Source organism: Larkinella soli (assembly GCF_003703975.1).
In the GTDB taxonomy this organism is placed as follows: Bacteria; Bacteroidota; Bacteroidia; order Cytophagales; family Spirosomataceae; genus Larkinella; species Larkinella soli.
This window is the reverse complement of the sequence record NZ_QTJY01000008.1, coordinates 191,734-205,268: the sequence shown is the minus strand read 5'-3', so window position 1 is coordinate 205,268 and position 13,535 is coordinate 191,734. Positions and strand designations below refer to the sequence as shown.

Here is a 13,535-nt window from a genome sequence, read left to right as displayed (position 1 = left end):
CTACTTTCCGACCGGTTTTGTTCAATCGGTCGAAAGCGGAATGATTCTTTATCAGTGGCTCCAGTTCGAACGGCCTTTGCCGGCTGAAGCCTTTCAGGACCGGCTGGCGACCGTTCCGGCGGCCGTCCGGGAGCGGGTGCTGCGCTATCGTCGCTGGCAGGACCGGCATACGGCGCTTTTCGGCAAAATCGGGCTGCGTCAACTGCTCATGGAACTTGGCCGGCCGCCTTCCTGCCTGGAAGAAATCCGGCTGGACGGCTACGGAAGGCCGGTGCTGGCCGGGCCGCAGCAGTTCAGCATTGCCCACTCCGAAGACGTAGTCGCGGTGGCCGTGTCGGACGAGGGGCCGGTGGGCGTCGATCTGGAAAAATGCCGCAGCGTCTCCCTCCTCGATTTCCGCGACCTGCTGACGCCCGAGGAATACGAAGACCTTCTGACCACTCCGACGCGGTTTTTCCATTACTGGACCCGAAAGGAAAGTCTGGCTAAAGCCAGGGGACTGGGGCTGTCGCTGGATTTCAGGTCGATCCGGCTCGACGGCGACCGGGCGGTTGTCGGAAGCGGGCCGGATGCCCAGCGCTGGCGGTATGACCCTCTGGATGTTCCCGGGGGGTACGTCGGCGTTCTGTGTGTTCCCGAAGGAGCTTCTACGCCCCGGTTCCGGCCGGTGGAGGAACCGGAAACCGGATAAACTTTCCCGCCGGAAAAGAAATAAACGGTAGTTTTGCGGAAATCCTGAACCCGCATGTTTCGAATTAAACTTCCGACGCTTTATTCCCTTGCCCTGATCACCGGTCTGGCCGGTTTTCATTCTGCTCAGGCTCAGTCCCTTTCCACCGACATCCGGCTTAACCAGGTCGGTTTTTATCCCAACGCCCCCAAAACCGCCATCGTAGTCGGGGAGGCCGGTACGGAATTTCAGATCACGACGCCCGACCGGAAAAAGGTGGTTTTCCGCGGCAAGCTGAGCGCCCCGCGCACCAACGCCATCTCCGGCAGAACCGCCCGCACCGCCGATTTTTCGGCGTTCAGAACCAGCGGCAGTTATGTCGTGGCGGTGCCCGGTCTGGGGGCGTCGTATCCGTTCGAGATCCGGCCCAACGTCCATCGGGAGGTGGCGATTGCCTCCCTGAAAGGCTTCTATTACCAGCGGATGTCGGTGGACCTGCCCGCCCGGTATGCCGGGAAGTGGGCACGGCCGGCCGGCCACCCCGACACGCAGGTGCTGGTGCATCCGTCGGCGGCTTCGGCCTCGCGCCCGGCCGGAACGGTGATCTCCTCCCCCCGGGGCTGGTATGACGCCGGAGACTACAACAAGTATATCGTCAATTCCGGCATTACGGTCGGGACGCTGCTGTCGCTCTATGAGGATTTTCCGGAGTACGTCCGGACGGTGGAGGCCAACCTGCCTGAGTCGGGCAACCGGGTGCCGGACCTGCTGGACGAAACGCTCTGGAACCTGCGCTGGATGCTGACCATGCAGGACCCGGCCGACGGGGGCGTTTACCATAAACTGACCAACCCGAGATTTGACGGGATGGTGATGCCCGACAAGGCGACCAAAGAGCGGTATGTCGTACAGAAAAGCGTCACGGCCGCCCTCGACTTTGCCGCCGTCATGGCCCAGGCGTCGCGCATCGTCCGGCAATACCCGCGCGAATTGCCCGGTCTGGCCGACTCCTGCCGGAGTGCGGCCGTCCGCGCCTGGAACTGGGCGAAGCAGCATCCCGACCAGCTCTACCGCCAGAACGCCATGAACGAGCAGTTCGACCCCGACGTGGCGACGGGCGAATACGGCGACCGGGACGCGTCCGATGAGTGGATCTGGGCTGCGGCCGAACTGTACGTCACCACCGGCGACGATGCCTATTACACCGCCGTCAATCTATTCCCGGACGACAAAACCCCACTGCCGTCCTGGGCGCAGGTGCGGACGCTGGCCTATTACACCCTCGCCCGCTTTGAGAAATCACTGACGCCGGCCGGGAAAAAAGACCTGCCCGCCCTCAAAAAACGCCTGATCGACGCGGCCGACGCCCTCGTACAGGGAGCAGACCGGCAGGCTTACCAGACCGTCATGGGCAAAACGGCGGCCGATTACATCTGGGGCAGCAGCGCCGTAGCGGCCAACCAGGGCATCGCGCTGATCCAGGCCTGGCGGGTGTCGACCGACCCGGCCCGACGGAGAGTGTATCTGGACAACGCCCTCGCCAACCTCGATTTTCTGCTCGGCCGGAATGCCACCGGTTTCTGCTTTCTGACCGGTTTCGGGGATAAACCGGTAATGAACCCGCACCACCGTCCCTCCGTGGCCGACGGCATCACGGAGCCGGTCCCGGGCCTGCTGTCGGGCGGACCGAACGGTAACGCCCCGCGCCAGGACCGCTGTGAAGGCTATACCGCCACCTCGGCCGACGAGATGTTCCTCGACCAGTCATGTTCGTATGCCTCCAATGAGATCGCCATCAACTGGAACGCTCCGATGGTCTATCTGGCCTGGGCGCTGGAAGCTACGCAGGGGAAGTAAGCTCCGGCCGGAACGAAAAAGGCCCCGGAATGTGTAGCACATCGCTACACATTCCGGGGCCTGTACTTTTTTGGAAATCCGATCAGTAACCCGGGTTCTGCGTCAGGTTCGGGTTGATGTCGCGCTCGGCCTGTGGGATCGGGAAGCGCTCGCTGACGCCCTCCCGGTAGCTGGTTTTGCCGATCGACTTCAGGAACGCGGCCGCATCACCCCAGCGCAGGAGGTCGAACCAGCGGTGGCCTTCCAGCCCCAGCTCCACCCGGCGCTCGTCCTTGATGGTCTGGCGCATCTGGGCCTGGGTCAGCCCGGCGGCTACGGGCGGCATGTTCACGTCTTTCCGCGCCCGCACCTGGTTGATCGGGGCCGCGGCCTCCGCCGTTTTGCCCGACTCGTTCAGGGCTTCGGCATACATCAGCAGCAGGTCGGCGTAGCGCATCAGGATGAAGTTCTTCGGGTCGTCGCTCTTGCCGATGGCGGCTCCTTTTCCGACCACGTATTTGCGCGGGCTGTACCCGGTCGGTGAGGTGGCCGGGCTGTAGGGGATGCCCTGAAACACGTCACCCTGCCGAAACACCGAGTACCCCAGGCGGGGGTCGGCGGCAGGAAACGAGGAGACGAAGCTCTGCGTGGGTGAACCGTAGCCGTAACCACCGTCGAGCGTGAAGCCCGAGCCGCGCGGGGCGTCGTAGTTGTTGGTCTGGTTGCCCAGCCCGCCCAAAAACGAAGCATACTGAACCTCGAAAATCGACTCCTTCCCGTTTTCGGTCGTCAGTTCGAAATTGTCGAAATACCGGTCGAAGAGGCCGTATACCTTCGAGTCGATCACTTCCTTCGCTTTGGCGGCCGCTTCGGGCCACTGCTTCCGGTACAGATACACCTTCGCCAGGAAGGCTTTGGCGGCCCCCTGCGTGGCCCGGCCCAGATCAGCCGCTCCATACGTGAGCGGCAGGCTTTTCTCGGCGGTCTGGAGGTCCTGGATAATCTGCGTATAGACCTGCTCGGCCGGCGTCCGGGGCACCAGAAACTCACCCGGATCGAACTGCGGTCGGGTAATCAGGGGCACGTCGCCGAACAGCAGAATCAGGTAGTGGTAGGAGATGGCCCTCAGGAAGGCGGCTTCGCCCAGAATCCGGTTCTTCAGCGTCGCGTCCATGGTGATGGCCGGCACCCGGTCCAGGACGAGGTTGGCCCGGAAGATGGTCTGGTAGAAGGCATTCCAGGTATTGCGGATGGCGGCATTGTCGGAGGTGACGGTGAAGTTCTGGATCTGCACCCAGTTGGCGTCGTCGCCGGCCGAAACCGCATCCCCGCCCATGTAATTGCCGTAACGGTCGATTCCGAACTGTCCGACCCCGCTCGACATCAGCGGTCGGTAGGCGGCATTGACGGCCCGCAGGGCATCGTCGGCGGTTCGGTAGAAATTATCGGGGGTGACGGCGCTCAGCGGCTGTTTTTCCAGAAAATCGTTCCGGCAGCCCGCCAGCAGTAATCCCGCGGCTATGATGATCTTTTTCATGGATTCGGCAGATTAAAAGTCGATGTTCAGACCGCCCAGGATCGTCCGGGGCTGCGGATAGGTCATGAGGGTGGTGAAGTTGTTGTCGATGCCGGCGCCCACCTCCGGGTCGAACCACGGATAGGGCGTGATCGTCAGCAGGTTCTGGCAGCTTGCATAGACCCGGATGCGGCCGACGCCCAGCGTACCCTTCGGCAGCGTATACCCCAGCTGCACGTTCTTGATCCGCATATAGCCGGCGTCTCTCACCCAGAAGCTCGACACCCGGCGGTTGTTGCTCGGGTCGCCCCAGACCAGCCGCGGCACGCGGTTGCTCGTTCCGGGGCCGGTCCAGCGGCTCAGGTATTCGGCCGTGGTGTTGTCGAAGTTATCCATCAGCCGCCGTCCGCCGGTGCCGTCCAGATACACCTCCCGGCCCTGAATGCCCTGAATGAACAGGCTGAAATCGAAGCCCTTGTAGCTGGCGTTCCCCGTAAAACCGTAGCTGATGCGCGGGATGGTGTTGCCGATGTAATCGCGGTCGAGGTCGTTGATGACGCCGTCTTTGTTCACGTCCTTCCACTTGATGTCGCCCGGTTTGGCGTTGAGCTGGGTGGCGTGGCTGGTGATTTCCTCCTGCGTCTGGAACACGCCCTCCTGCACATAGCCGAAGATGGACTGGATCGGCTGGCCCTCGGCGGTTTTGAAAACGCCCGAGATGATCGGCAGGCCCGCCAGCGAGGTCACCCGGTTTTTGATCGTGGTCAGGTTGGCGCTGACGTCGTACCGGAAATCGCCGGCGGACTGCCGGTAGGTCAGGGCCAGCTCGAAGCCGGAGTTCCGCACCGCGCCCACGTTCTGGAAGGGAGCCGTGGAAACGCCCGTCGTGCCCGGAATCGGCACCTGCACGAGCATTTCGTTCGTGTTCTTGACGAAGTAGTCGGTCGTCAGCGACACCCGGTTGTTGAACAGCGACAGGTCGATGCCGATGTCCTGCATGGTGGTGGTTTCCCACTTGATGTTCGGGTTGCCGAGGGCGGTCGGAGCGGCTCCCGGCGCGATGCCCTGCCCGGAACCGATGACGTAGTTCTGGCTGAGATTCAGGCCCGTCGTGAACGAGTACAGACCGATCTCCTGGTTGCCCAGCTGGCCCCAGCTGGCCCGGACCTTCAGATCGGAGACGGCTTTCAGGTTTTCCATGAACTTCTCACCCGAAACCCGCCAGGCGGCTGCAAAGGACGGGAACACCCCGTAGCGGTTGCCGGCCCCGAAGCGCGACGAACCGTCGACCCGCAGGTTGGCCGACAGCAGGTATTTCTCCTGGTAGTTGTAGTTCACCCGGCTGATGAACGAGCGGATCGACCACTCCGACGCGCTGCCCCGGGCGCGGTCGTTGAGCGCCCCGGCGTCCAGCACCCGGATGTCATTGTTGGGGAAGCTCTCGCGGTGGGCCGTGAAGTTGTCGTAGCGGTTGGCCTGCTGCGTCAGCCCGACCAGCGCCGAGAGGCTGTGTGAGCCGAAGGTCTTATCGTAGGAAAGCAGGTTTTCGTTTAGCCAGGTGGTGCTGATGACGTTGGTGCGGTCGAGGGTGTTGACCGAATTGGTCCGGCCCCCGAAAGCGTAGGTCGGCACGAAGCTGATGCCGTTGTCGAGCAGGAAGTCGACGCCGAGCGTGGCCCGCAGCTTCAGGTTGGGCGTAAACTGGTATTCGCCGTAGAGGTTGCCCAGCACCCGGTAGCGGGTCAGGTCGTTCTGGAACAGGTAGGCGTTGGCGAGGGAGGAGAGGTAGCCCACCTGCTCGCCCGGCCGGGAGCCGTAGCCGTAGTTGCCGTCGGGCATGTATTTCGGAATGGTCGGCGAAAACCGGATGGCGTTCACGAACGTCTCGTTCCAGACCCCGCTGGTTTCGGCGCCCCGCGTCAGCGACAGGCTGTTGCCGAACCGCAGTTTCTTCGCCACCTGATGGTCGGAAGTGACGTTCAGCGAATACCGCTTGTATTTGACCCCGATGCCGATCCCGACCTGATCGAAATACCCCAGAGAAACCGAATACTGCGACTTTTCGGAACCGCCCGACAGGGTCAGGTGGTAATCCTGGATGGGGGCGGTCCGGAAGATTTCGGCCACCTTGTCGTTGCCCACGCCCAGCGTGTCGATGCGGCCCCAGTAGGGGGTCAGGCCGGCGTTGGTGCGGGCCTCGTTCTGCAGGGTGGCAAACTCGGTGGCGTTGGCCATACGGGGCAGGCGCCAGGCTTTCTGCGTCCCGTAATACATGTTGAAGCTGATGCGGCTCTGGCCGGCCTTGCCGCGTTTGGTCGTGATCAGCACCACGCCGTTGGCGGCCCGGGCGCCGTAGATGGCCGAGGAAGCCGCATCCTTCAGCACCGTCATGGTTTCGATGTCGTCCGGGTTCATGTTGGCGATACCGCCGTCGGTGATGACGCCGTCGATGACGTAGAGCGGATTACTATTACCCGTCGTGCCCACGCCCCGCACCCGCACGATGGGGTTGTCGCCGGGCCGGCCGGTGTTCTGCGTCACCTGGACGCCCGTCGAGCGGCCCTGCAGCGCCTGTCCCACGTTGGTGGTGATGGTATTCTGAAAGTCTTTGGACGAGATGGTGGAAACCGCACCGGTCAGGTCGGCTTTTTTCACCGTCCCGTACCCGACGACCACGATTTCCTGGAGGGATTTGATGTCGGGTTTGAGCGAGATATTGAAGGTGCTGCGGTTGCCCACGGCCACCTCCTCCGGCAGGTAGCCGATGAAGGAGAACACCAGCGTGGCGTTTTCGTCGGGAACCGTAAGCCGGAATGTGCCGTCGGCTCCGGTCGAAGTGCCGCGCGTGGTTCCCTTGATCTGAATGCTGACACCCGGCAGCGCTTCCCCGTTCTCACCCGTTACCTTTCCGTCGACGGTACGGTCTGCCGGCCCCTCCTTTGGGAAAGCGGACGGCGTTTCGCCCGGACGCAGGACGTCGGCGGCCCGCCGGAGCACCACGGTCCGGCCGGAGACTTCATATTGCAGCCGGAGCGGTTTCAGGAGCTGTTCGAGCACGACCGAAAACTTCTCGCGCGAGACTTCCAGGCTGACGGTCCGGTCCGAGCCGATCAGCTCGGGGCTGTAGAGAAAACGGACGTCGGCGGCCTTTTCGAGGCTTTCCAGCACACGCTCGATCGGCGTATTCCGGTAGGAGAGGGTGATCTTCTTACTCAGCACCTCCTGCGCCCGGACGGGGCGGGCGTACGAAAAGCCGGTGAGCAGAAGCAGCAGGAAATGGGCCAGGCTAATTCGCATAAGGATACGAATTTCAGGTAGAAATAGGCATTTTTTCATAGCTTTGATCGCTTTGTTGGGTTCTTGGTACTCGGCAAGGTTCTTCCTGTCGTCCTCTGCAAAGGATCGGCTCGAAACCATCAGGACAGGAAGGCATTCAGGAGTCGGCGGTGCTGCAACACTGTCGGCTCTTTTTTTAAAGGTGCTGCATAGGCGGATGGGATTGTGGGTGAAACGGATCGGTTAGCGGCAGCCCTGTCCGGAGATCAGGATCTGCCCGTCCTGCATCTCGTACGACAGTTCAAGCCCGGCGCAGATCAGCCGAATCTTTTCCGGCAGGGGTTCGTCGCCGAGGGAAGCCGTGAGCGTGCAGTTTTCCAGGGTCTCTGCCTCGTACACGAGGTCGATGCCGTAGGCTTTCTCCAGCGAATCGAACACCTCGACAAGCGGAGTATGACGGAACATAAAGGGCTGTTCTTCGATCAGGAATCCGGAAGGCTGCCGGGTTTCGGCGCGGGTTTCGCGGAGCCGGCTCTCCCCGCGGTCGAAGGTGGCCTGGCGGTGGGGCGTCAGCAGCAGGCCGCCTTCCGGGCGGTTGTCGGCGGCCGTCGCCCCGGTCGTCTGGGGAAAGACCGCCACCTGGCCGGTTTTGACCGATACCAGCACGTCCCGGTCTTTGGCATACGACCGAATCCGGAAGCTCGTACCGACGACGCGGGCCGTCAGGCCCCCCGCATGGACGAAGAAAGGCCGGGAGGCATCCCGGGCCACCTCGAAGAAGGCCTCTCCCGTCAGATACACTTCCCGACGGCGGCCGGTGAACTTCTCCGCAAAATGCAGGCGGCTTCCAGGCCGGAGCAGTACCGAACTGCCGTCGGAGAGGCTCACCAGCCGGGTTTTCAGGCCGGAATTGACCACCTCACGGAAGAGCGAGGCCGCCCGGGCGGTCCGGGTATCGCGGGCAGTTTCGGGAACGATGGGCCGGCGGGTGCGGAGAAAGAGCGCAGCCGCCAGACCGGTCACCAGCACCACCGCGGCCGCAGCCAGAAGCCGACGGACCGGTAGCGGCCGGAGGTTGCTCCGGGGTTCGTCTCCGGCCATGCGGTCCAGAATGCGGTCGATGTTGGTGTTTTCCTGCCGTTCGGAAAGCGGCAGTTCCTCCCCCCGGAAGGCCGTCAGAAGGATGCGGGCCCGCTCCACCGCCGGGGCTTTGTGGGGGAAGGCCGCCAGCCACTCCCGCCAGAACCGGTCCAGCCCGGGCGACGGCCGGAACACCCAGTCCCGGAAGTCCGGGTCGTCGATAAAATCTTCCGCTTCGAAATCCAGGTACCGATCCATGAGGCCTCCATTCCCTTCTACCCTGATTAGAGCGCGGATCGGCGGTTATACTCTCCGGAGTTGAAGTTATTTTTTAAAAAAATAGACTTTATGAAGAAGGGTTTTCTTAAATTTTATTGCGTAAATTTTACGCAATAAAAAACTTTGCTTATCATTGTATTAAAATCATACAATAGTACCTTCTATTCCATCTGTGCATCGCATGAAAAAGCTTGTGTTGACCCTGGCCTGTTTCGCTTCCCTTTCCGCCGTGTATGCGGCCTCTTCTTCTCCTTCGGCACCGGCTCCGGTGGTCCGGGTCGTGGCTTCCGATTCTACGGACCTGACCCAGTATGCCGGAAAATACAAGTTCGAGGGGCTTCCGTTTGAATTCCTGACCATCGGGGTGAAAGACGGCAAGCTGACCGTCAGTACGGGGGCGCAGGAAGGGGAACTGGTCCCGATGAAGGAGCCCGACAAATACGACGCTTCCGGCCAGGCCACGCTGACGTTTACCCGGGATGGGGAGAAGAAGGTGACCGGCATTACGCTGGAAGCCCAGGGGGCGGTCTTTGAAGGCAAGAAAGAGTCCTGAGGGCGGTTCCCGAGCCGTATTCCGTTTGTTTTTGCTTATCCTGATTACCCATGAAAATATCCCGTAAAGAATTTCTGAGAACGAGCTCCCTGGCGCTGGCCCTGCCCGCCCTGACCAGGGCTCCCGGTTTTGCCAAACCCATTAAAAACGTGGGCCTCCAGCTGTATACCCTCCGCAACGAACTGGGAAAAGACCTGGAAGGCACCCTGAAAAAAGTGGCCGACATCGGCTATAAGGAGGTGGAAACCTTCGGCTACGGCAACGGTAAATTTTTCGGCAAAACGCCCGCCGAATTCAGGTCGCTGCTGTCCGGTCTGGGTCTGAACTCCCCCAGCGGCCACTACATGCCCAACAACCTGAAACAGGACTGGGCCCAGACCGTCGAACACGGGGCCGCCATCGGCCAGAAGTTCATGATGTGCGCTTTCCTCTTTCCGCAGGACCGTAAAACCATCGACGATTACAAAAAACTGTGCGATACGCTGAACCAGGCCGGTGAGACCTGCCGCAAGGCCGGTATCCAGTTCGGGTATCACAACCACGACTTCGAGTTCCAGACCCTTGACGGGCAGGTGCCTTACGACGTAATGCTGAAGGGAACCGACCCGAAGCTGGTGAAGATGGAACTGGACCTGTACTGGGCCGTCCGGGCCGGTCAGGACCCCGTTCAGCTGTTCAAACAGAACCCCGGCCGCTTCCCTCTGGTCCACCTGAAGGACATGGCGAAAACCGAGAAGAAGGAATTTGCTGAAGTCGGCACCGGATCGATTGATTTCCAGCGCATTCTGGATGCCCGCAAGGTCGCCGGGATCGAACATTATTTTGTGGAGCAGGACGCCGTCGTGAGCGGCACTCCCCTCGAAGCCATCGCCGTCAGCTACAAAAACGTCGGCAAACTGAGCGTGTAAGCCGGAGCCCGGATGGACAAGGACACTTCCATCCGGGCCTTTTTTTATCTTCCCCCTTTCCCAACCTTTCACCTTCATGACCCACTTCCGCAGGCACGGTGGGGCGGCTGCCGCCTTCCTTGCCCTTTCCCTCCTCAGTTCGCCCGGATGGTCGCAGTCCGGCGGTTCCCTGCAAACCGGTTTTCAGACACCCCCCCCCGCGGCACGACCCCGGGTCTGGTGGCACTGGATGAACGGCAACATCACCCAGGAAGGCATCCGGAAGGACCTCGAATGGATGAAACGGGTCGGCATCGGCGGTTTTCAGAACTTCGACGCCAGCCTGTTTACGCCCCTCGTGGTTCCGAAGAAACTGGTGTTCATGACCCCCGAGTGGAAAGAGGCCTTTAAGTTTACCACCCGGCTCGCCGACCAGCTGCAGCTCGAAATGGCCATTGCCGGCTCGCCGGGCTGGAGCGTGACGGGCGGCCCCTGGGTCGAGCCGCAGGACGCCATGAAAAAATACGTCTGGACCGAAACCCGGGTCGCGGGCGGCAAGCGGTTTTCGGGCAAACTGCCGCAGCCTCCCCACACGACGGGCGCGTTCCAGCAGGTGGAGATGCCGAAGGGCGGTATGCTCGGTCAGGTCACCAAAGAACTGCCGAAATATTATCAGGATGCCCTCGTCGTGGCTTACCGGCTGCCGGCCTCCGACAAACCCTTTACCGAACTGAAACCGCGGGTCAGCTCCAGCGGGGGCAGCTTCATGCTCGACCAGCTGACGGACGGCGACGTGGCGACGGCCAGTCTGCTGCCGCCCCGGGCGGTGGGAGAGGAAATGTGGATTCAGTATGAGTTCGACACCCCCCAGACCATCCGGGCGTTTTCCATCGCCGGCGCCAGCCACATCGGTCTGGAGGAATTCAACGGCGGCCCGGAAAACCGCAGCCTGAAGGTCAGCGACGACGGGACGACCTTCCGCGAAGTCGTTGCCCTTCCGGGCAGCATCGTGCCGCAGAACACCCTCAGCATCCCGCCCACGACGGCGAAGATTTTCCGCTTTACCTTCAAAACCCTTCAGCCCCAGCCGAATATGTTCGCAGCCATGGCCGGCCTGAAAACCGAAACGCCCAAACCGGAAGGGGTGAACGTGGCCGAGATCGTGCTGCATACCACGGACCGTGTCAATCTCTTTGAGGATAAGGCCGGTTTCAATCCCTGGAAGGAAGAAAAAACCATGCCCGCCCAGGCCGCGGCTGACGCCATTCCGGTGGCCGACGTGGTGGACCTGACCGCCCGCATGAAACCCGACGGCACCCTCGACTGGGACGCCCCCGCCGGCAACTGGACCGTGGTGCGGCTGGGCTATTCGCTGACGGGCCGCCAGAACCACCCGGCTTCGCCCGAAGCCACCGGCATGGAGGTCGACAAGCTCGATAAGGACGCCGTCCGGAAATACATCAACACCTACCTCGACATGTATAAGGACGCCACCGGCGGCATGATGGGCGCTAAGGGCCTTCAGTACATGGTGCTCGACAGCTATGAGGCCGGCCACATGACCTGGACCAAAGCCCTGCCCGAGGAGTTTGCCCGACGCCGGGGCTACGACCTCAAACCCTGGGTGCCGGTGCTGACGGGCCGGGTGGTCAACAGCATGGAAGCCAGTGAAAAGTTTCTGTGGGACTTCCGCAAAACCATCGGCGAGCTGATCGCCGAAAACCATTACGAAGTGATCGGCGACGCCCTGCACCAGCGCGGCATGAAGCGGTATACCGAATCGCACGAAAACAAACGCATCTATCTGGCCGACGGCATGGACGTCAAGCGAAAAGCCGATATTCCGATGTCGGCCATGTGGACGCCGGGCAGCCTGGCGGGCGGCAGCAACGAGGAGATCCGCAGCAAGGCCGACATCCGCGAGTCGGCGTCGGTGGCCCACATCTACGGCCAGAATCTGGTCGCGGCCGAGTCGATGACCTCCGTCGGCAACGCCTTCTCCTTCCACCCCGAGAAGCTGAAACGGACGGCCGACATGGAAATGGCTTCCGGCCTGAACCGCTTCGTGATCCATACCTCCGTCCACCAGCCGCTCGACGACCGCAAACCCGGCTTTTCGCTCGGGCCGTTCGGGCAGTATTTCACCCGCCAGGAAACCTGGGCCGAGCAGGCCAAACCCTGGATGGATTATCTCGGCCGGAGCTGCTACCTGCTCCAACAGGGCAAACCGGTGGTCGATGTGCTGTATTACTACGGTGAAAACAACAACATTACTTCGCTCTTTACCCAGAAGCTGGCGGACGTGCCGACCGGCTATGAATATGATTTCGTCAACGCGTCGGCCGTGCTGAACGCCCTGAAGGTACAGAACGGGAAGATCGTGACGCCGAGCGGGCAGACCTACAACCTGATGGTGCTCGACCCCTCGGCCCGCTACATGACCCTGCCGGTGCTGAAAAAGATGAGCGAACTGGTCAAAGCCGGGATGAAAGTGGCCGGCTCGCTGCCGGAAAGCTCCCCGAGCCTGAGCGACAAACCGGAGGAGTTTCAGGCCGTGTTGGCCGACCTCCGGCGCAGCCCCAACGTCTCCGCCAAACCGGCCGAAGCCGCCCTTCAGGACCTGAAACTGGCAAAGGACGTGGACGTGACGGACGCCGGTGCCGAGGTGCTGTATGTGCACCGGCAGACCGGCGATCAGGACATCTACTGGCTCAACAGCCGCAGCGAGAATCCGAACCAGGCCGTCGTCAGCTTCCGCGTGACGGGCAGGGTGCCTGAACTCTGGCACCCGCAGACCGGGAAAGTGGAGAAAGTGTCGTGGCAGATTAAAGACGGGCGCACCGTCGTTCCGCTCCGGTTCGATCCCTGGGATGCTTATTTCATCGTGTTCCGGGAGAAAGCCACCACGACCGCCTACACGAAACCGGCCGTGACCGAATCCCCGGTGGCGCAGGTGGGCGGCCCCTGGACGGTGCGCTTCCAGACCGGACGCGGAGCGCCGGAGAAGGCCACCTTCGAGAAACTGGCTTCCTGGTCGGAGAACGCCGAGCCGGGCATCAAATACTTCTCGGGAACGGCTTCCTACGAAAACGCCTTCGACCTGAAGACCATCGAAAAAGGAGGCCGGTATGTCATCGACCTCGGTGAGGTGAAGAACCTGGCCGAGGTGATCGTCAACGGAAAAAACATGGGCACGGTCTGGAAAAAACCGTTCCGGACGGATATTACGGAAGCCCTCAAACCCGGCCGCAATACCGTGCAGATCAACGTGACGAACCTCTGGGTGAACCGCCTGATCGGGGATGCGCAGCCGGGCATCGAGAGCAAGGTGACTTTTACGACCATGCCCTTCTACCGGCCCGACTCGCCCCTGCTGCCCTCCGGGCTGATGAGCCCGGTGACGCTGGTACTTCAGAAGTAAAACGATGTATTTTCCCT

The 13,535-nt window shown here is 61.7% G+C and carries 8 protein-coding genes; 5 read left to right on the top strand and 3 right to left on the bottom strand.

Annotated features, from left to right (window positions below; translation table 11 throughout):
• Nucleotides 1–40 precede the first annotated feature (40 nt).
• Complete coding sequence (locus tag DX909_RS15980) at nucleotides 41–691, top strand: 4'-phosphopantetheinyl transferase family protein (protein WP_164851303.1); 651 nt, start codon at nucleotides 41–43, stop codon at nucleotides 689–691.
• 54 nt (nucleotides 692–745) lie between these two features.
• The gene (locus DX909_RS15975) at nucleotides 746–2,527 is read left to right on the top strand and encodes a glycoside hydrolase family 9 protein (protein WP_128546194.1); all 1,782 of its coding nucleotides are present in this window, start codon (nucleotides 746–748) and stop codon (nucleotides 2,525–2,527) included.
• 82 nt (nucleotides 2,528–2,609) lie between these two features.
• Here the strand turns inward: DX909_RS15975 and DX909_RS15970 are convergent, their stop codons facing one another.
• The 3 genes from DX909_RS15970 to DX909_RS15960 form a co-directional block, all read right to left on the bottom strand.
• Nucleotides 2,610–4,043, bottom strand: coding sequence for a RagB/SusD family nutrient uptake outer membrane protein (locus tag DX909_RS15970; protein WP_128546193.1), 1,434 nt, complete (start codon nucleotides 4,041–4,043; stop codon nucleotides 2,610–2,612).
• A gap of 12 nt (nucleotides 4,044–4,055) precedes the next feature.
• Complete coding sequence (locus DX909_RS15965) at nucleotides 4,056–7,319, bottom strand: TonB-dependent receptor (RefSeq protein WP_164851302.1); 3,264 nt, start codon at nucleotides 7,317–7,319, stop codon at nucleotides 4,056–4,058.
• 222 nt (nucleotides 7,320–7,541) lie between these two features.
• Complete coding sequence (locus DX909_RS15960; RefSeq protein WP_128546191.1) at nucleotides 7,542–8,636, bottom strand: FecR family protein; 1,095 nt, start codon at nucleotides 8,634–8,636, stop codon at nucleotides 7,542–7,544.
• Nucleotides 8,637–8,838: 202 nt separating this feature from the next.
• Between DX909_RS15960 and DX909_RS15955 the strand changes: the two genes are divergently transcribed.
• The 3 genes from DX909_RS15955 to DX909_RS15945 all read left to right on the top strand — a co-directional run bounded on the left by DX909_RS15955 (nucleotide 8,839) and on the right by DX909_RS15945 (nucleotide 13,518).
• Complete coding sequence (locus DX909_RS15955) at nucleotides 8,839–9,210, top strand: hypothetical protein (protein ID WP_128546190.1); 372 nt, start codon at nucleotides 8,839–8,841, stop codon at nucleotides 9,208–9,210.
• 50 nt (nucleotides 9,211–9,260) lie between these two features.
• Complete coding sequence (locus DX909_RS15950) at nucleotides 9,261–10,118, top strand: sugar phosphate isomerase/epimerase family protein (RefSeq protein ID WP_128546189.1); 858 nt, start codon at nucleotides 9,261–9,263, stop codon at nucleotides 10,116–10,118.
• A 76-nt stretch (nucleotides 10,119–10,194) separates the two neighbouring features.
• Nucleotides 10,195–13,518: a glycosyl hydrolase gene (locus tag DX909_RS15945; protein WP_128546188.1), complete on the top strand. Its 3,324-nt coding sequence runs from the start codon at nucleotides 10,195–10,197 to the stop codon at nucleotides 13,516–13,518.
• Nucleotides 13,519–13,535 lie beyond the last annotated feature (17 nt).